Below are 19882 nucleotides of genomic sequence, written 5' to 3' on the forward strand. Positions count from 1 at the left end.
TCCGATCCGTCCGAAGGTGTTTGCGTCTTTGCTCCGTGGGCGCCTGATGCGAGGGAGGATCTTCCGCGTGGCCGCCCTGGGCCGGAAGATTCTTACGCCGCATTCCCCTGTGCCGCTCGACGCCCGCTGTGCGGGCTCTCCACCGGTCTGCGAGCGTCCGTCGAGGGCGGGGCGCCAGGCTCGGGGCGTGAGCTCCTCGTGGGCGGCACGAGCCCGAGCGGAGCAGCGGACCGCCCGTCGGCGCCCTACCTTCCCCCGAGGGCACCGGCGGGCTTCCTTCGTGCCGCCGTCATCGTCGTAGCAGGTCGTGTGCCGCGCAGTGGAACGGTCCCGCCTCGGGCGGGGCAGGTCGGCACAGAGGAGACGGAAGGACACATCTACGGTGAACAACACGTGGTTCCGGCGCTTCACCACGGTCGCGGGGGTCGGGCCGCGGCTTGTGTGCTTCCCGCACGCGGGGGGCTCCGCGACGGCGTACATGCACCTGGCGCGTACGCTGCCCGCGGACTTCGACGTGCTGTCCGTGCAGTACCCGGGGCGCCAGGACCGGTACGGCGAGGCGCCGTTCACGGACCTGGCTCCGCTCGTCGAGGCGGTGGCCGAGGAGCTGGCCCGCGAACTGGCCGCGGACCCCGGGCGGCCGTACGCCCTGTTCGGCCACAGCATGGGCTCGCTCGTCGCGTTCGAGACGGCCCGGCTGCTCGTCGAGCGCGAACTGCCCGGCCCGCAGCGGCTGTTCCTCTCCGGCCGGGGCGGGGCGCACCTCCCCAACAGCGCCGACTACCACCTCTTCGACGACGCCGACGTGCTGGCCGATGTGCGCGAGCTGGGCGGCACCGATCAGATCATGCTCGACGATCCCGAGATTCTGCGGATGGTGCTGCCGGCGCTGCGCGCCGACTACCGGGCCCTCGGCACCTACCGCTTTGTCGCGGGAGAGCCGCTCACCGCCCCGATCACCGCCCTGACCGGGGACCGCGACCCGATGGTGACGGTCCAGGAGGCTCGGACGTGGCGGGAGCACACCAGCGGCGACTTCGCCCTGAAGGTCTTCCCCGGCGGCCACTTCTACCTCGCCGAGCGGATCGGCCCGGTCGCCGCGGCCGTCACCGAGGGGCTGCTCGCCGGCACCGCGGCTTCCTGAGCGCTCACCGTCGTACGGGTATGGGTACGGCGACCGCACGCACCACGTCCCCGCAGGTCAGCTGCGCGCGGGACTGACGGTGTGTCATTCCCGCAGGGCATCGAGTGCGGTTGCCGTCTCGACCGGCCGGGAAGCCACCCGAATCACCGCCGGTGGCCCGGGCCGGGGGGCTCCTCGGCCCGGGGAAGGCCGGCGATGAGCAGGTCGAGGGCGAATTCGAACCGCTGGTCGAAGCTGTCGGGGCCGACGTACGGCAGGACCTCGGCCAGGGCCGGGTAGCTGTCGGCCGCGACCTGGTCCGGCAGGAGGGCCGGTGCGGTTTCCTGGGCGGCCTGCTGCTCCTGGGTGAGGCCCAGGGTCAGGTAGAAGATCGTCCAGTGGGTCCACGCGGCCGTGCGCCGCGAGTGGCCGGCCGCCAGCAGGGTCGCGACCACGGTGTCGGCGTAGCGCAGCGTGCGGGGCTCGGCCGCGAAGACGCCCGCGACCATCCTGGCGGCGTCGCGGTGGGAGAGCAGTGCCGTGCGGCAGCGGCGGCTCAGTTCCTTGAGGCGGTCGGGGAAGGTCTCGGGCAGCGGCTCGTCGAGACAGTGCGCGAGGAGTTCGTCGGAGGCCAGTTCGAGCAGGCGGCCCTTGCTGGAGGCGTGCCAGCGGACGGTGTTGTGCTGCACGCCGAGCCGGGCCGCGACGGCGCGCATGGTCACGCCGTCCAGCCCGTCCTCGTCGAGGACTGCCAGCGTGGCGGCGACGATCTCGCCCCGTGTCGTACCCATCCGATGCCCCTCTCCGGTCGGCTTCCGCGCCCTGTTGTGAAGCCCCTGCCGTCCAACCCCTGTTGTCCAATGGACAATTCTAGGGCATGCTCACTCTTGTCCAACGGACAAGAGTGAGAGGAAGTGATGGTCATGCTCGACGTGCTCATCGCCGGGGCGGGCCCGGTGGGGCTCTGGCTGGCCGCGGAGTTGCGCCTGCACGGGGTGGAGGTGACCGTCGTGGAACGCCGGGCGGCACCGGACGGACGGTCGCGCGCGGTCGGCATGCAGGCCGGCACGCTGGACACCTTCGCCACCCGCGGACTCGCGCAGCGGTTCATCGAACGGGGCAACCCGGTGCCGACCGGCCACTTCGGGGCGGCGACCACCAGGCTGGACTTCTCCACGGTCGGAGCGGTGCACCCGTTCATGCTGGCGCTCGGTCAGTCCGTCACCGAACAGCTCCTGGAGGAGCACGCGGTCGCCGTGGGCGCCCGGGTGCAGCGCGGGGAGGAGGTCGTCTCGCTCACCCAGGGGCCGGACGCCGTCGAGGTGGTGGTCCGGTCCGGCCGCAGCCACCGGACCGTGCGGGCCCGCTGGGTGGTGGGCTGCGACGGCACCCGCAGCGCGGTGCGCCAGGCGGCCGGCATCGACTTCCCCGGTCAGGACACCACGCTGACCGGGTGGCTCGCCGACGTCGAGCTCGACGACCCGCCCACCGCACCGCTCTCCGCCACCGGACCGGCCGGTTCGTTCCTGGTGGCCCCGATCGGCGACGGCGTCCACCGGCTGGCGGGCCTCTCCACGGCCACCATGCACCGCGGCGCCGGTGAACCGCTGACTCTGGAGGAGGTGCGCGAGCAGACCCGCGCGCTCCTGGGGCGGGACCTGGCCATCCGCAACCCCCGGTGGCTGTCGCGCTACGGCAACGCCACCCGCCAGGCCGCGCGGTACCGGGACGGACGGGTGCTGGTGGCCGGGGACGCGGCGCACATGTTCTTCCCGGCCGGTGGCCAGGGCATGAACGTCGGCATCCAGGACGCCACCAACCTGGGCTGGAAGCTGGCCGCCACCCTCCAAGGCCGTGCGCCCGACGGACTGCTCGACAGCTACGACACGGAGCGCCGGCCGGCCGGCCGCGCCGTCATCGACAACACCCGTGCGCAGCTCGCCCTGTTCGCGGCGGCGAGCCCGGAGCAGATCGCGCTGCGCGAGGTCTGGTCCGCCGCGCTGGCCGAACCGCGGACCAACCGCCAGTGGGCCCGCAGGATCGCCGGTTTCGACGACCCGCTCCCCGCCGACGCCGCACCCGGCGCGCACCCGCTGGACGGCACGCGACTGGCCGGCCTCGCCCTGGACACGGCCGAGGCACCCACCGCCCACCCGTTGATGCACCACGGCCGGCCGCTGCTGCTGGACCTCGGCGGGACGCGGACGCCGTGTTCCGCGGGCGGTGTGGAGCAGCGGGCGGCGACCGTCGACACCGAGGCGTCGGACGGGATCTGGCGGGACGTCACCGCCGTGCTCATCCGACCGGACGCCCGGATCGCCTGGGCCGGCACCGACACCGACCCGCAGCGCCGGGCCGCTAAGTGCCGCACCGCCCTGCGCACCCTGTGCCGCTGAGCGCGCTCGGTGAGCCCACCCGCCGGACAGCGCCGGCCCACCAGTGGGTGGGCCGGTGCTTCCCGCGTTCCCCTGCAAACGCCGAGGCCGCCCTGAGTGCTAGGCCTGCTCCCAGGAGACCGGCAGGCTGTGGACGCCGTAGACGTTCTCGCGGGTGCGGATGCTGATCTCCTCGTCCGACGCGGCCAGCCGCAGGGACGGGAAGCGCTCCAGCAGCGCGGGGATGGCGACCTGCATCTCCGTGCGGGCGAGCTGCTGTCCGAGGCACTGGTGGACACCGTGCGAGAAGGCCAGGTGGCCGGTGGGCCTGCGGCGCAGGTCGAGCCGGTCCGGGTCGGGGTACTTCTTGGGGTCCCGGTTGCCCACCGCGAGGGAGGACACGACCGTCTCCCCCGCCTTGACGATCTCGCCGCCCAGCTCGACGTCCTCCAGCGCGGTCCGGAACGACATGTCCGCCACGGTCAGATAGCGCAGAAGCTCCTCCACCGCGTCGTTGATCAGGGTGGGGTCCTCCCGCAGCGCGGCGAGCTGGTCGGGGTGGGAGAACAGCACCCACATCCCGGTCGCGATCATGTTGGCCGTCGTGTCCATCCCGGCGAACAGCAGGTACAGGCAGAAGCCCACGACCTCGTCGAGGGCCAGCTCCGTGGCGGCCAGGTCGCTGATCATGTCGTCCGTCGGGTTCGCCCGCTTCTCCGCGACCAGGCCGGTGAGGAACTCCTGGATCCCCGAGATGGCGGCGCCCCGCTCCTCGAGGCCGGCGTCCCAGCTCTGCACGGTGCGGGCCTGCCGGTGGAACTCGCCGCGGCGGTCGTCCGGGATGGCCAGCAGTTCACAGATCGTCAGATACGGAATGGCCTCCGCGAACACCTTCATCAGGTCCACGGGCGGAGTCAGCTTCTCCATGGCGTCCAGATGCCTGGTCGTCATCTTCTCGATGCGCTCGGTCAGCTGCCGCATGCGCCGCACGGTGAACAGGCCGGCCACCGCCCGGCGCAGGCGGGTGTGATCCGGCGGGTCGATCCCCGAAGGGTCGCCGGGCCCCGCCGGCGGCATGGTGTCCCCCTCTCCGAGGAAGGGGAAGGGGAGGTGCCACAGCTCCTGGCGGGAGCTGAACCGCTGGTGATCGGCGAGCACGCTCCGAATCAGCTCGTAGTCGGTGAGGATCCAGGCGTGGTGGCCGTCCGGCAGGTCGACCCGGTGAATCGGGGCGGACTCCTGCAGTTCCCGCCACGCCGGGGAGGGAGCGACGGGGCTTTCCTGAGTGCGCGTCGAGGGTTGCAATATCAGATCGATCATCTGCTCGGTCACTCGTACACCCTCCATGGCAACGGTGTCGTGGGCGGCGGTCGAAGGGGACTTCGCCTGTGGGAACAGTGCAGCAATCTAGCTTCGGGGCCGCGGCGGCTCCCGATTCTGGACCGGGGGTGCGACGCCGGTCGAGCGGATCTGAGGTCGCGGCGGTTCCGGGGCGTGCATCGGATTCGGCCGACGACCGAGCCCAGGTTGGCGCGAAGTCGATGGTTGACCTTGACCTAGGGTCATGGTGGACGCTGCTTCCATGACCAGTTCTACTGCCTCGGCCTGGACCGGCATGGTCCCTGTCGACGACACTGCCCTGGCCGTCAGCGACACGCGAGGCCCCGGCCGTCCGGTCGTGTATCTGAACGGCTCCTACTCCAGCCAGCGGCCCTGGCGGCCCGTGATCTCCGAACTGGGCACCGGATGGCGGCACATCACGTTCGACGAGCGGGCCCGCGGCCGGTCGAAGCGGTCGGCGGACTACTCCTTCGAGGCGTGTGTCCGAGACGTCGACGCCGTGCTGGAGGCGACGGGGGTGGACCGGCCGCTGCTCGTCGGCTGGTCCTACGGCGCGGCGGTGGCGGTGCACTGGGCCGACCGGAATCCGGACCGTGTCCTCGGGGTGGTGTCCGTGGACGGCGCCGTTCCCTACGGTCTGACCGGAGAGGCGGGCCGGGAGCGGATCCGGCGTCAGTTCCGCCAGATGCGGTTGCTGCTGCCGCTGGTGCGCCCGCTGGGCATGGCCGCGCGGATGACCGTCGACCAGCACGCCGATGTCAATATCGAGATCAACGAGATCGCCGCCGCCATCGAGCCGGTCCTCGACCGCCTGACCTGTCCGGTGCGGTACGTCCTCGCCACGGGTGCCAGTCTCGGCGGGGGCCAGGAGGAGATGGAGCAGATGCGGGCCTCTCTGGATCCGGTGCTCGCCCGGAACCCGAACCTCAAGGTGAGCACGAAGGTCACGAGCAACCACTCGCACATTCTGAGCAAGGACTTCCGGGCCGTCGCCGCGGCCGTGCGGGAGACCGCGGCCGCTCACGACCAAAGGGCCCGCTGAGCAGATGGTGTACGGACTCACGATCGGTCAGGCGGCCGTGTTCGCCGACATCACGGTGAAGACCGTGCGCCACTACCACCGGCTCGGCCTGGTCGACGAACCGGAACGCGACGGCTCCGGATACCGCCGGTACGGCTCGTCCCACATGGTACGGCTGGTCCAGGTCCGCACGCTCGCCGGCGCGGGTGTGCCGCTGGCCGAGATCGGTGACCTGCTCGACGCCGATCCCGAGCGGTTCGCCGGTGCCCTCGTCGACGTGGAACGGCGGCTCACCGAGCGGATCGAGGAGCTGATCGCGCGGCGCGCGGTGCTGCACCGGCTCGCCGCCGGCGACCGGCTCCTGCTGCCCGAGCGCGCCTGCACGGCCCTGGACCGGTTCGCCGAACTCGGCTTCAGCGCCGACTACGTGGCCATGCAGCAGGAGGCCCTGATCCTGGCCCGGGCCCTGGTGCCGGAGGTCTTCGACAGCTTTCTGGTCCAGATCGAGCGCCAGCTCGGCGACCCGGAGTACGTCGAGCTGATGAAGTGCTCCCTGGACGCCGAGTCGTGGGATCCGGACGACCCGCGGCTCGCGCAGCTCGCGTCCGCCCTGTCCGCGAAGCTGCTGGCCGATCGCGAACTGCTCGCGATGCCGGCCGAGTTCCGGGCCAGACCCGACGCCGCCACCCGCTACGGGGTGATCAACCACCACCGGGACGACCAGGCGCCGGCCGCCGCCCGGCTGACCGAGCTGCTGGAGGCGAACCTGCGCGCGGCCGGTGTCGACATCCCGCACCAGTGACGGCCGGCCGCCCGGCAGGCCCGGTCGGGGCGATCGACGCCCGCGCCGGGGGCCTGCCTTCGGGTGCCGCGCGGGCGAGCGGCGGACGGCGTTCACAGGACGGCGCCGTCCCTCGTCCTCCTGCGCAGCGTCGGCCTGCTGGACTGGGCGAGGTCCTTCCACATGTCCGACAGACCGATGATGGTGCGTGCCGCGAACAGCTGGCGGATCGACACCTCCTGGTGCAGCTCCGCCCGGATCAGGCCGACCAGCCTGATCGCCCGCAGCGAGTTGCCGCCGAGGTCGAAGAAGTCCTCGTCGATGCCCACCCGGTTCAGTTCCAGTACGTCGGCGAAGGCCGCGGCCAGCACCCGCTCGGTGTCGTTGCGCGGTGCCCGGTACGTGCCGTCGTCGAACTCGGGCTCCGGCAGCCGGGCCCGGTCCACCCTCCCGTTCTCCGTCACCGGCAGGCGTTCCAGCACCGTGAACACCGACGGCACCGCGGACTCCGGCAGCCGCCCGGCGGCGAACCGGCGCAGCTCCTCACCCGGGACGGCCCGGCCGGCGACCGGGACCGCGTAGGCCACCAGCCGCTGCCGGCCCGAGCCGTCCTGCCTGACGACCACCGCCGCCCCCGCCAGCCCGGCGTACTCGGACAGCGCCTCCTCGACCTCGGCCGGCTCGACCCGGACGCCGCGGACATCCAGCTGGGCGTCGGCCCGGCCCACGTACTCCAGCCGGCCGTCGCCGCCCCAGCGCACCCGGTCTCCGGTCCGGTGCATGAGCCCGCCGTCCGGGCCGAACGGGCAGGGCACGAAGCGCTGCGCGGTCCGCCCTGGGCGCCCGGGGTAGCCACGGGCGACGCCGGGCCCGGCCACGTACAGCTCTCCGGTCACGCCGACGGGGACGGGGGCCAGTCCCGGCCCGAGCACATAGAGGGCGGTGTGGTCCATCGGGCGGCCGAGCGCACCGGCGCGGGGCGCCGGTGCGTGTGCGGCCAGGCGGTGGCATGCGGTGAACACGGTCGTCTCCGTCGTACCGTGACCGCTGACGATCGCCAGTTCGGGGCAGGCCTCCCGCACCCGCCGCAGCGCGGTCGCGGGCACCCGGTCGCCGCCGGTCCACACCTCGCGCAGCCCGGCGAGGCACTCGGGGCGCTGCGCCGCGATCGCCGAGAACAGTCCGGCGGGCAGCCAGAGGGCGGAGATCCCGTGGGCCGCTCGCAGCTCGGTGAGCGCGTCGGTGTCGAGGTCCCCCGGGGGAGCGACGACCACCCGGCCGCCGTTGAGCAGAGGCGTCCACACGTCGAGGGCGAGCGCGTCCGAGGTGTGCGGGGCGTGCCACAGCACGGTGCTGCGGCCGGCCTCCTGCCAGTGGCGGTCCAGGACGAACCGCTCCATGTTCCGGTGCGTCACGGCGACCGCCGTGGCCGTGCCGGTCGATGCGGAGCTGTACATCAGGGCCAGCAGGCTGTCCTGACGCGGCGGGGCCGGCGCCTGCGGCGCACCGTCGCCGTCCGTGTCGGCGGTGTCCGACCGGAGGTCGTCGAGCACCAGCGCACTCACGTCCAGGTCGCGGGAGAGCGCTTCGGCGCTCGCCGCATCGGTGGTGAGCAGGGCGCGCGCCGACGAGTCGGCGATCTGCGCCCTGTTCCGCTCGGCCGGGGAGGTCGGGTCGATCGGCAGGTAGGCTCCGCCGGCCTTGACCACTGCCAGCAGGGCGACGACCAGGTCGACGCAGCGGGGCATCGCCACCGCCACGACCGTCTCGGGTCCGATGTGCCGGCGTCGCAGTGCCTCGGCCAGGTGGTCCGAGAGCCGGTCCAGTTCCCGGTAGGAGAGCGCGACGTCGCCGGACAGCAGCGCGACGGCGGCGGGATCCCGCTCCACCTGCCGGGCGAACAGTTGTGCGACCGTCAGCCCCGGCAGTGGCGCGTCCGTGGCGCCCGGCGTCGTCAGCACGCGGTCCCGCTCGGCACCGCTCACCACGTCGAGGGCACCGACCGGCTGGTTGCCGGCGGCGACCACGGCACGGATGTGTGCGATCAACTCCTCACCGATGAAGCGGAGTTCCGCGCGGGAGTACAGGCCCGCGGGGGCGTCGAGCCGGATGAACAGGTCGCTGTCGGCGCTTCCGTCGCGGTAGACGCCGATCGACAGTTCGTCGAAGGCCCCGGTCGTCCCGCCGAGGTAGCGCGCCGGGCTGTCGGCGAAGTGGAGCTGCTCCACGAAGTCGACGACGTTCACGACGGCACCGAAGCTGCCGCGGTCGCTGAGGACGGTCTCGCTCGCGCGCTGGATGTCCGAGTAGTGGCAGGCGGTGTGACCGAAGATCTCGTACGTCTCGTCGACCATCGCGTCGGCGATCTCGCCGAAGGTCGCGTGAAGCGGAACCCGCACCCGTACCGGCACCACGTTGACCGCGAGACCGGGCGTCCTGCTCGCCACCCCGACCCGGTTGCCCACGGCCAGCGAGACGAGGAACTCCGGACGGTCGCAGCGGTGCCGGAGGAACACCGCCGCGGCGGCGGTCAGCATCGTGGACATCCACACGCCCAGGGAGTCCGCGGTCTCGGTCCACACGTCCGCCTCGGCGTGCGGGACGGACAGTGTGCGGCTGACCATGCCGATGGGTTCGGTCAGCTCCCCCCAGCGGTCGGCGCTGTTCACCGGTTCGGACAGCGCGGACCGCGCCGCGTCGGACAACTCGACGCGCGGGATCTGCGCGGGCGCGGGCGCGTCCGCGAGGTAGTCGCGCCAGAACTCCTTGTCATCGGTGAACTTCTGGGACGCGAGGTACTCCGTCGCCTCGGCCGCGAACGACTCGGCGTCCCAGGGGTGGGGCAGCTGCGGCACCTCCTCCCCTCTCGCCAGCGCCGTGTACACCTCGGCGAGGCGCCGGGACAGCAGGCCGCCGGTGCCGAACCCGTCCGATATGAGGTGGTGGTAGGCGATCACCACGACGTTGCGGGCCGCCGCGAGTCTGACCACGCCCATCCGGAACAGCAGGTCCCGCTCCAGGTCGAACGGCCCCCGCAGCAGGTCGGCCAGCGCGGCGCGCGCCGCCCGCTCGGGGTCGGCCTCGGCGGCGAAGTCCAGGAAGAACGGCCGCCAGTCCCCCAGTTCCCGCGGTGTCAGCCGCAGTCCGCTGCCGTCGTCGGCGAAGGTGACGCGCAGTACCTCCGCCTCGTCCAGCACGTGCAGGAACGTGGCTTCCATGATCGCCGCGTCCAGTTCACCGTCCACGTCCCACATGGTCAGCGCATGGTTCAGCGTGTCGGGGGACACCTTCTCCGCCAGCCACAGTCCTTTATGCGCAGGCGGCGCACCGAACGAACGCACACAGATCAACCCCTCAGCAGACAGGCCCGGGAATCGGAGGAATTTCGCAGATCACCCCCACCTTCAGGGAAGTGATTCAGCCGTTCAAGACACCTTGGTGCCGGGCGGGACGGGCCGCTTTCGTGCTTGCGGTGTCCCGCCGGCGGGACATGCCCGCCGGGCGGAAGATCGCCCGGAACCCGGCGGGATCACTACCGGCCGCTCTTGGCCATCGAGGACGTGATGTGCTCGGCGACCCGCCTCGGAGACGGGTGTCGCAGCACCAGGTTCGCCCTCAGCTTGAGTCCGGTGGACGCGGTCAGGCGTTTGCTCAGCTCGACCGAGAGCAGCGAGTCGAATCCGATCTCCTTGAACTCCTGGTCGGGGCCGACGGATTCGCGGGAGGAGTGTCCGAGCACGACGGCGACCTTCTCGAGGACGTGGTCGAGGACGAGTGCCTTCGCGTCGTCACCGGGGAGGTCGCAGAGCCGGTCGGACAGGGGGACGGCATCGGCGTCGTCCGCGGTCGGCTCGGTCGGGGGCAGCTCCGCCGCGGCCGGTGTGTGCGAGGAGTTCAGCCAGTACCGCTGCCGCTGGAACGCGTACGTCGGAAGGTCCACCCGCCGGCGCGCCCCGAACAGGGCGCCGAAGTCCACCGATCCGCCCCGGACGTGGAGGTGGGCCAGCGAGCCGAGCACGGCCTCCACCTCGTCCCGGTCCCGCCGTGCCGAGGACAGGACGACGGCGTCGTCGACGTCCTCGACCATCTCCTGGACCGGGACGGTCAGCACGGGGTGCGGGCTCATCTCGACGAAGACGCGGAAGCCGTCCTCGGCCAGGCGTCGCACGGAGGTCGCGAAGAGGACCTTCTCGCGCAGGTTGGTGTACCAGTAGTCGCCGTTCAGCCGCGCGGTGTCGATGCTCTCGCCGTACAGGGTCGAGTAGAAGGGCAGCGTCGACGTCTTCGGGCCGACGTCGGACAGCGAGCCGATCACCTGGTCGCGGACCCGGGCCACCTGGTGCGAGTGGGAGGCGTAGTCGACCGAGATCCTGCGGGCCTGAGCACCGTCGGCCTTCATCTTCTCGACGAACTCGTCGAGCGCGTCCGGCTCCCCGGAGACCACCACCGAGCGGGGTCCGTTGACGACGGCGACGCTCAGCCTCTCGCCCCACGGGGCGAGCCGCTGCGCCACGACGTCCGCGGACTCCGCGACCGATGCCATCCCGCCGTGGCCGATCAGGTCCACCAGAGCCTTGCTGCGCAGCGCCACGGTCTTGGCGGCGTCCCGCAGGGACAGCGCGCCGCAGACGTGGGCGGCGGCTATCTCGCCCTGGCTGTGGCCCACCACCGCGGCCGGTTCCACGCCCCAGGACCGCCACAGGGCGGCCATGGACACCATCACCGAGAACAGCGCCGGCTGCACCACGTCCACCCGGTCCAGGCCCGGCGCCCCCGCCACGCCGCGCACCACGTCGAGCAGCGACCAGTCGACCCACTCGGCCAGTGCGGCCCCGCACGCGTCGAGGCTCTGCGCGAAGACGGGGAAGGTGTCGTACAGCTGCCGGCCCATGCCGACCCACTGCGAGCCCTGCCCGGGGAACATGAAGACGACGCCGCCGAGCTTCCCTGCGGTGCCTCGCACCACCGCCGGGGACTCGGCGCCGTCGCTCAGCGCCGTCAGGGCGCCGAGCAGTTCGTCCTGATCGCGGCCCAGCACCACCGCACGGTGCTCGAACCGCGACCGGCTCGACACCAACGACCAGCCGAGGTCGGCGACATCCGCATCCGGCGCGGCGGCGACGAAGTCGCGCAGCCTGCCCGCCTGCCGCCGCAGGGCCGCCGCACTCTTGCCCGACACCACCCACGGCACGAGCCCGCCGACGGCGCCCGCGTCCGGGCCGGGCCCGGCCGCCCGCTCCGCGGGCGGGGCCTCCTCCAGGATCACATGGGCGTTGGTGCCGCTGACTCCGAACGAGGACACCCCGGCCCGCCGCGGACCGTCCGCCCGGGTCCACTCCCGCCCCTCCACCAGCAGTTCGACCCCGCCCGATGACCAGTCGACGTGCCGTGAGGGGGTGTCCACGTGCAGGGTCTTCGGCAGGTACCCGTGGCGCATGGCCATCACGGTCTTGATGACCCCGCCGACCCCGGCGGCGGCCATGGAGTGACCGATGTTCGACTTCAGGGAGCCCAGCCGGAGCGGCCTGCCCTCGGCCCGGTCCTGCCCGTAGGTCGCGAGCAGCGCGTCCGCCTCGATGGGGTCGCCCAGCGTGGTTCCGGTGCCGTGGGCCTCGACCAGGTCCACCTCGGCGGGCGAGACACCCGCGTTCGCCAGTGCCCTGCGGATCACCTTCTCCTGGGCGCGGCCGTTGGGGGCGGTCAGCCCGTTGCTGGCCCCGTCCTGATTCACCGCGGAACCCCGCAGGACGGCCAGCACCGGGTGGCCGTTGCGGCGGGCGTCGGACAGCCGCTCCAGCAGCAGCACACCCACCCCCTCGGCCCAGCCGGTCCCGTCGGCTCCGTCCGCGAAGGCCTTGCACCGGCCGCCGGCCGACAGGGCGCCCAGCCGGGAGAACTCCACGAACATCGCGGGCGTGGAGATCACCGACGCCCCGCCCGCCAGCGCGAGCGAGCACTCGCCCGAACGCAGTGACTGCGCCGCCATGTGCATGGCCACCAGCGAGGACGAACACGCCGTGTCCAGGGACACGGCCGGTCCGGTCAGCCCCAGCTCGTACGCCACCCGGCCGGAGGCGACGCTCAGCGAACTGCCGTAGAGCAGGTAGCCCTCCAGTTCCTTCGGGCTCCCCTCCAGGAAGCGCCACCCGTACTCGGTCGAGCTGACCCCGCAGAAGACGCCGACGTCGGTGCCGCGCACGTCGGCGGGGACGATCCCGGCCCGCTCGAAGACCTCCCACGACGTCTCCAGCAGCAAGCGGTGGTGCGGATCGACCGCGAGCGCCTCGCGCGGACTGATGCCGAAGAATTCCGCGTCGAAGCCGGCCACGTCGGTGAGGAACCCGCCCTGGCGCGTGTACGACCTGCCGACGGCGTCGGGATCCGGGTCGTACACGTCCCGCCACCCGCGGTCCTTCGGGAACTCGTCCACGACGTCCAGGCCGCCGCGGACCACACCCCACAGCTCCTCGGGCGAGGTGACGCCTCCCGGGTAGCGGCACGCCATGGACACCACGGCGATCGGCTCGCCGCGGCCGGCTTTCAGGGCGTCGTTCTCCTGCCGGAGGCGGTCGCGCTCCTCCAGGAGTGTGCGGAGCGCTCGCTGGACCCGGTCCGCGCCCTCCGCCGTGCCTTGAGCGGAGTTGGTCATGTCACTTACCTCTTCTCGTCCAGAGCCAGGTCGACCAGTGCTTCCAGGTCCAGGTCCGACAGTTCGTCCGCACCGGCGTCCGTGTCCGCCACCGGTGCGTCGCCGCCCGGCCGGGGCTGGTCGGCGCACGCCAGAACCAGCTCCAACAGGCCCGCGCTGCGCAGGCTGTCGATCGAGACGCTGCGCAGCGCCTCCCGGATCTCCGCGTCCTCGGCCGCGTCCGGGCCCGCGTCCGGTACGGGCCGCAGCAGACCGAGGAGGTGCCCGCTCAGCTCGCGTGGCGTGGGATAGCTGAAGACGAGGGTGGAGGGCAGGCGCAGTCCGGTCGCAAAGGCCAGGCGGTTGCAGAGTTCGACCGAGGTCAGCGAGTCGAATCCGAGCTGGGTGAACGCCTGGTCGACGTCGAGGAGCGCGCCGGCGGGGTGTCCGAGCACGATGGCGACCTGCTCGCGGACCCAGTCCAGGGCGGCCGCCTCCGCCTCGTCCGCCGTGAGGGCGGCCAGCTTCGCGGACAGGCCGAGGGAGCTGCCGTCCTTGGCCGTGCCCGCCCTGTCTCGGCGTGGACGACCGCCGTCGGCGAGGTCGCGCAGGAGCGGCGGCAGTTCGTCACGGGCCCGCTCGCGCAGCGCGGCGACGTCGACCCGGGCCGGGACGAGGACCGGTTTGCCGAGCGCGCACGCCGCGTCGAACAGGGCCAGTGCCTCGGGTGTCGGCATCGCGGCGACGCCCGTCCGCCGCAGCCGGGAGAGGTCGGCCCGGTCCAGGTCCCCGGTCATGCCGCTGCTCTGCTCCCACCAGCCCCAGCACAGCGAGGTGCCGACCAGGCCGGCCGCCCTGCGCTGTGCGGCCAGGCCGTCCAGGAAGGCGTTCGCGGCGGCGTAGTTCGCCTGCCCCGCGTTGCCGAGCGTGCCCGCGAGGGCGGAGAACTCGACGAACGCCGACAGGGGGCGTCGGCGGGTCAGCTCGTGCAGGTTGAGGGCACCGCCGGCCTTGGCCCGCAGCACATGGTCGAGGCTCTGCGCGGTCAGCGACTCGACGGTGCCGTCCGCCAGCACACCGGCCGCGTGCACGACCGCCGTCAGCGGGTACTGCGGGGGCATGTCCGCGAGCAGGTCCGCCACGGCGGCCCGGTCCGCGACGTCGCAGGCCACGACGCGGACGGCCGCGCCCGCGCCCTCCAGGTCCGCGACCAGCTCGGGAACCCCGTCGGCCGCCGTTCCCCGACGGCTCGCCAGCACCAGGCTCCGCACGCCGTGTTCGGCGACGAGGTGCCGCGCCACGAGCGAACCCACTCCCCCGGTCCCGCCGGTGACCAGTACGGTGCCGCCGCCGAGGCCGCCGCCCACGTCGAAGACCAGCTTGCCGACGTGGCGGCCCTGGCTCATCTCGCGGAACGTCCTGCGGGCGTCGCGGATGTCGCGGACGCAGATCGGGGTCAGCCGCACCCGCCCGTCGGCGAACAGCTCCATGACGTCCCGGAACAAGTCGTGGATCACGTCCGGGCCCGCCGCGTAGAGGTCGAAGGCCGCGTAGTCGACTCCGGGGTGATCGGCCGCCACCCGGTGGGGATCGCGGATGTCCGTCTTCCCCATCTCGACGAAGTCCCCGCCCTCGGGGAGCAGCTTCAGCGAGGCGTCGACGTAGGAGTGCGCGAGCGAGTTCAGTACGACGTCCACACCGCGCCCGCCCGTGGCGTGCAGGAACTTCTGCGCGAAGTCCAGATCGCGCGACGACGCCAGGTGCTGCTCGTCCAGTCCGAGGCCGCGCAGGACGGGCCACTTGGCCGGGCTCGCGGTCGCGTAGATCTCGGCGCCGACGTGCTGGGCCAGTTGGACGGCGGCCATGCCGACGCCGCCGGCCGCGGCGTGGATGAGGATCCGCTGCCCCTTCCTGAGCTTCGTCACGTGGAACAGCGCGTAGTAGGCGGTGAGGAAGGTGCTCGGCATGGACGCCGCCTCGGCGTGGCTCCATCCGTCGGGTACGGGCACGAGCAGGCGGTGGTCCGCGACGGCCACGCGGCCGAAGGCGCCGGAGAAGATGCCGGTCACCCGGTCGCCCGGCGCCAGACGTGTCACGTCGGGCGCCACCTCCAGCACGACTCCGGAGCCCTCGCTGCCGAGCCCGGCGTCGATGGCGGTCCTGTCCACCAGTCCGAGGGCGATGGTGACGTCCCGGAAGTTGAGCCCCGCGGCCTGGACGGCGATGCGGACCTGGCCGCTCGTCAGGGGCGCCGCCACCTCGGGGCACGGCACCCAGGTCAGGTTCTCCAGCGTCCCCTTGCTCGGGATGCCCAGCCGGTGGGCGCCGGGCGCCGGGGGATCGAGCCGGTGGTCCGCGGGTGCGGCCGGCGCCAGGCGCGGGACGAGGTACGTGCCGCCGCGCAGCGCCAGTTGGTCCTCGCCGAGGGCCGGCGCGTCGGGCAGGCGGGCCCAGGAGGCGTCCTCGTCGTCGATGTCGAGGAGCCGGAACCTGCCGGGGTGCTCCGTCTGGGCGGAGCGGACCAGTCCCCACACCGACGCGCCGGGAAGGCTTTCGACGCTCTCCCCGCCACCGGTGTCCAGGGCCAGCCGGGTCAGCACCACCAGCGTGGACGCGGCGAGCGCCTCCTCGGCGAGGAACCGCTGGACCAGGTCCAGCACGTGCTTGTCCGCGTCGCCGACCGCGGTGAGCGGATCGGTGTCGGTGCCGGTGTCGACCGAGTCGTCCAGGCAGAGGACGAGGTGCCGGGGCACCTCCCCCGCGAGGACCTCGTCCAGGGACCCGTGGAGCACGACGCTCTCGCCCCCCGCATCGAGGAGCCGGGCGGCCAGGCCGTCGCCCGCGCCGAGCACGCCCCACGGCTCGCGGCGCGTCACCCGCTCGCCGTGCCGGACCGGTCGCCACTGCAGTTCGTACAGCGACCGCTCCTGACCGCCGCGCGCCGAGCGCACCTGCTCGGCACTGGCCGGCCGGAACGTGAGGGACTCGGCATGCGCGACGGGGCGGCCGTGCTCGTCGGCGATCGCCAGCGACACGACGCCTTCGCCGGCCGGGGAGAGGCGGACCCGCACGGTCGGGCCGCACTCCCCGGCCAGGTGCACGCCGGACCACGAGAAGGGCATCCAGCCCTTCTCGCCCGTCACCTCGATGACACCGCCGGCCACCACCGCGTGCAGCACGGTGTCGATCAGCGCCGGATGCAGTGCGAACCCGCCGCCCCTCGAACCCCCGGCGGTGTCCGGCAGGGTGGCGAGGGCGTAGAGATCGTCGCCGTGCTGCCAGACCTCGCGCAGCCCGCGGAACGCCGGACCGTAGTCGAAACCCCCGTCCGCGAGGGAGTCGTAGAGGCCGTCGAAGTCGAGCCGCCTCGCACCGGCCGGTGGCCACACGGCGAGCGAGCGTGTGTCCTCGGCCCCCGCGGCCGGGTGCGGTGTGCTCGGCGACAGGCTCCCCATCGCGTGGCGGGTCCAGCCGCCCACCGCCGGGACGGCGTCGCCGGGACGCGCGTACACGTCCAGGGAGCGGCGTCCCGTCTCGTCCGCCGCGCCGACGACGACCCGCACCTGTACATCGCCCGAGTCGGGGAGGACCAGGGGGACTTCCAGCGAGAGTTCCTCGACCGCGGCGCACCCCACGTGGTCGCCCACCGACAGCGCCAGGTCCAGGTAGGCCGTCGCCGGGACGACGACCGCCCCGAACACGGCGTGATCGGCCAGCCAGTCGTGGGTCCGCAGGGACCACAGGTCGGTGAAGACCAGCTCGTCGGTGCCGGGGTGGTCGACCACGGCACCGAGCAGCGGGTGGTCCGGGGCCGACAGACCGGCGGAGGCGACGTCCGCCGACCGCATCCCGGCCAGGAAGTCCAGCCAGTACCGCTGCCGCTGGAACGCGTAGGTCGGAAGATCGACCGGCCGGCGCGTCCCGAACAGGGCGCCGAAGTCCACGGATGCGCCCCGCACATGCAGCTCCGCGAGCGCGCCGATCAGCGCCTGCGGCCCGGTGCGGTCCCGCCGTGCCGCCGAGAGGACCACCGCGTCGTGCACGCCCTCACCGGCGAAGTTCTCCTTGGTGATGGTCGCGAGCGTCGCGCCCGGCCCCACTTCGAGGAAGACGTGTCCGCCGGCCGCACGGGCGCACTCCACCGCGTCGTGGAAGCGCACGGGTTCGCGGACGTGGTTCACCCAGTACGCGGCGGACGTCAGTTCCTCGGGCGTGACCTCGCGGCCCAGCCTGGTGGAGACGATCGGGATCGACGTCCCGCCCGGGGGGAGCTCGCCGAGTGATCGGGCGAACTCGTCCAGGATCGGGTCCATGAGGGGGGAGTGGAAGGCGTGGTCGACGGCGAGCAGCTTCGCCGAGGTGCCGTCGGCGACGAGCCGGTCGCGCAGGGCGTGGACCTGGTCGCGCAGGCCCGAGACGACGACCGACTCCGGGCCGTTGACGGCGGCGACGCCGACACGGTCGTACCCGCCGAGCAGCGCGCTCACGTGGGCTTCCGTGGCGCGTACGGCGAGCATGGCGCCGGGCTCGGTGACCGTCTGCATGGTGCGTCCGCGCGCGGCCACGAGCCTGGTCGCGGTGTCCAGGTCGAGGACTCCCGACACATGGGCGGCGGCGATCTCGCCGACGGAGTGGCCGATCAGGTGGCTCGGCCGCGGGCAGTACCGGGCCAGGAGCCGGTACAGGCTGACCTGCAGGGCGAACAGCGCGGGCTGCGCGATGTCCGTCCGCTCGGGACGCGCGGGCTCGTCGGCGAGGAGCAGGGGCCGCAGGGCGAAGGGCAGATGGGCGTCGAAGCGTTCGCAGATCTCGTCGAGGCTCTGCGCGAAGGCGGGGTAGGTGTCGTACAACTGCCGTGCCGCGCCGGCCCATGGGGAGCCCTGGCCCGGGAACATGAAGACGGTTCCGCCGAGTTCCCCGGCGACGCCGCGCACCACCGCGGCGGACTCCGTGCCCTCGCTCAGTGCGGTCAGACCGCGTCGCAGCTCGTCCCGGTCGCCTCCCAGCACCACCGCGCGGTGCTCGAAGGGCGTCCGGCCCGACACCAGCGACCAGCCGACGTCGGCGATGTCCGCGTCCGTGTCGGCGGCGACGTCGCGCAGTCTTGCGGCCTGCGCCCGCAGCGCCTTGGGCGAGCGGGCCGACACGATCCACGGCACCGGCCCGTCGGCGGCGGCGGCGGGCGGGACATGACCGGCGGCGTCGGGCGCCGTCTCCTCCTCGGGGGCCTGTTCGAGGATCAGGTGCGCGTTGGTGCCACTGGCCCCGAAGCTGGAGACGCCGGCCCGCCGGGGCCGTCCCGGTGCGGTGGTCCACTGCCTGGCCTCGGTGAGCAGTTCCACCACGCCGGCCGTCCAGTCCACATGTGTCGAGGGACGGTCCACGTGCAGGGTCCTCGGCAGCACCCCGTGCCGCATCGCCATGATCATCTTGATGATCCCGCCGACGCCCGCGGCGGCCTGCGTGTGGCCGATGTTCGACTTGAGCGACCCCAGCCACAGCGGGTTGTCCGGGTCGCGGTCCTGGCCGTAGGTGGCCAGCAGGGCCTGCGCCTCGATGGGGTCGCCCAGCGTGGTGCCGGTGCCGTGCGCCTCCACCACGTCGACGTCGCTCGCCTGCACCCGGGCGTTGGCCAACGCCGCCCGGATCACGCGCTGCTGGGCCGGCCCGTTCGGCGCGGTCAGGCCGTTGGAGGCACCGTCCTGGTTGATCGCCGAGCCGCGGATCACCGCCCAGACGCGCCGGCCGGCCCGGCGCGCGTCCGAGAGCCGCTCCAGGACCAGCATCCCGACGCCCTCGGAGAAGCCGGTGCCGTCCGCCGCGTCGGCGAACGCCTTGCACCGCCCGTCCGCCGACAGGCCCCGCTGCCGCGCGAACTCCCGGAACACCTGCGGCAGCGCCATGACGGTGACGCCGCCGGCCAGCGCGAGGCCGCATTCGCCCTGCCGCAGCGACTGCACCGCCTGGTGCACCGTCACCAGCGACGACGAGCAGGCGGTGTCGGTCGAGACCGCCGGGCCCTCAAGGCCCAGTGTGTACGCCACCCGGCCCGAGGCCACGCTCAGCAGCGAACCGGTCTGCGCGTAGCCCGAGATGGCCTCGGGGGTGAAGAAGTGGTTGCCGTACCCGAAGTACGCGAGACCGGCGAACACGCCGGTGTCGCTGCCGCGCAGGGTCAGCGGGTCGATGCCGGCGCGTTCCAGGGACTCCCACGAGGTCTCCAGGAGCAGCCGCTGCTGCGGGTCGGCGGCCAGCGCCTCGCGCGGGTTGATCCCGAAGAACTCGGCGTCGAAGTCGGCCGCGTCGTACAGGAACCCGCCCGAGCGCGTGTAGCAGGTGCCCGGCCGGTCCGGATCGGGGTCGTACAGGCCCTCCAGGTCCCAGTTGCGGTCCTCGGGGAAGTCCGACACGACGTCCGCGCCCGCCCGCACCAGCTCCCACAGCTCCTCCGGGGAGGCCGCCCCGCCCGGGAACCGGCAGGCGGCCCCCACCACCGCGATGGGTTCGGCGGCGGCCTCCGTCAGCTCCTGCAGCCGCTTGCGGGTCTCGATCAGCTCGATCGACGTCCGCTTGAGGTAGTCGAGAACATCGGCGTTGTTGTCGTTCGTCATCG

At 73.0% G+C, this 19882-nt stretch carries 9 protein-coding genes; 4 read left to right on the plus strand and 5 right to left on the minus strand.

Translation table 11 applies throughout. The annotated features are described in order from the left end of the window. The first annotated feature begins 382 nt into the window (after positions 1–382). Positions 383–1144 (plus strand): thioesterase II family protein, encoded by a 762-nt coding sequence (locus AQI95_RS40300; RefSeq protein WP_067135887.1) that lies wholly within the window; start codon positions 383–385, stop codon positions 1142–1144. A gap of 143 nt (positions 1145–1287) precedes the next feature. Here AQI95_RS40300 and AQI95_RS40305 read toward each other — a convergent pair whose 3' ends face one another. Further along, positions 1288–1914, minus strand: a complete 627-nt coding sequence (locus AQI95_RS40305) for a TetR/AcrR family transcriptional regulator C-terminal domain-containing protein (protein ID WP_067135889.1) — start codon at positions 1912–1914, stop codon at positions 1288–1290. A gap of 132 nt (positions 1915–2046) precedes the next feature. Here AQI95_RS40305 and AQI95_RS40310 point away from each other — a divergent pair, with 132 nt between their 5' ends. Beyond that, positions 2047–3519, plus strand: coding sequence for an FAD-dependent monooxygenase (locus AQI95_RS40310; protein WP_079071872.1), 1473 nt, complete (start codon positions 2047–2049; stop codon positions 3517–3519). A 99-nt stretch (positions 3520–3618) separates the two neighbouring features. Here the strand turns inward: AQI95_RS40310 and AQI95_RS40315 are convergent, their stop codons facing one another. Further along, positions 3619–4830, minus strand: a complete 1212-nt coding sequence (locus AQI95_RS40315) for a cytochrome P450 (RefSeq protein WP_244189030.1) — start codon at positions 4828–4830, stop codon at positions 3619–3621. Positions 4831–5080: 250 nt separating this feature from the next. On the opposite strand from AQI95_RS40315, the gene AQI95_RS40320 reads away from it, so the two are divergent. Beyond that, on the plus strand, positions 5081–5881 hold the full coding sequence (locus AQI95_RS40320) for an alpha/beta fold hydrolase (protein ID WP_067135892.1): 801 nt from the start codon (positions 5081–5083) through the stop codon (positions 5879–5881). A 4-nt stretch (positions 5882–5885) separates the two neighbouring features. Further along, complete coding sequence (locus tag AQI95_RS40325; protein ID WP_067135894.1) at positions 5886–6662, plus strand: MerR family transcriptional regulator; 777 nt, start codon at positions 5886–5888, stop codon at positions 6660–6662. A 92-nt stretch (positions 6663–6754) separates the two neighbouring features. Here AQI95_RS40325 and AQI95_RS40330 read toward each other — a convergent pair whose 3' ends face one another. From AQI95_RS40330 to AQI95_RS40340, 3 genes are all read right to left on the minus strand, one after another. Beyond that, positions 6755–9982, minus strand: coding sequence for a non-ribosomal peptide synthetase (locus tag AQI95_RS40330; RefSeq protein ID WP_279617050.1), 3228 nt, complete (start codon positions 9980–9982; stop codon positions 6755–6757). 191 nt (positions 9983–10173) lie between these two features. Beyond that, positions 10174–13290, minus strand: coding sequence for a type I polyketide synthase (locus AQI95_RS40335; protein WP_067135896.1), 3117 nt, complete (start codon positions 13288–13290; stop codon positions 10174–10176). Positions 13291–13295: 5 nt separating this feature from the next. After that, a complete protein-coding gene (locus AQI95_RS40340; protein WP_067135898.1) occupies positions 13296–19880 on the minus strand; it encodes a type I polyketide synthase in 6585 nt (2194 codons plus the stop codon). Between the last annotated feature and the right edge of the window lie 2 nt (positions 19881–19882).

This window comes from Streptomyces yokosukanensis (assembly GCF_001514035.1).
Lineage (GTDB): Bacteria > Actinomycetota > Actinomycetes > Streptomycetales > Streptomycetaceae > Streptomyces > Streptomyces yokosukanensis.

What these genes read in the sequence shown, in the direction of transcription:
- AQI95_RS40305 (WP_067135889.1), bottom strand. Translation starts at nt 1,914, where the DNA reads ATGGGTACGACACGGGGCGAGATCGTCGCCGCCACGCTGGCAGTCCTC.
- AQI95_RS40310 (WP_079071872.1), top strand. Translation starts at nt 2,047, where the DNA reads ATGCTCGACGTGCTCATCGCCGGGGCGGGCCCGGTGGGGCTCTGGCTG.
- AQI95_RS40320 (WP_067135892.1), top strand. Translation starts at nt 5,081, where the DNA reads ATGACCAGTTCTACTGCCTCGGCCTGGACCGGCATGGTCCCTGTCGAC.
- AQI95_RS40325 (WP_067135894.1), top strand. Translation starts at nt 5,886, where the DNA reads ATGGTGTACGGACTCACGATCGGTCAGGCGGCCGTGTTCGCCGACATC.
- AQI95_RS40335 (WP_067135896.1), bottom strand. Translation starts at nt 13,290, where the DNA reads ATGACCAACTCCGCTCAAGGCACGGCGGAGGGCGCGGACCGGGTCCAG.
- AQI95_RS40340 (WP_067135898.1), bottom strand. Translation starts at nt 19,880, where the DNA reads ATGACGAACGACAACAACGCCGATGTTCTCGACTACCTCAAGCGGACG.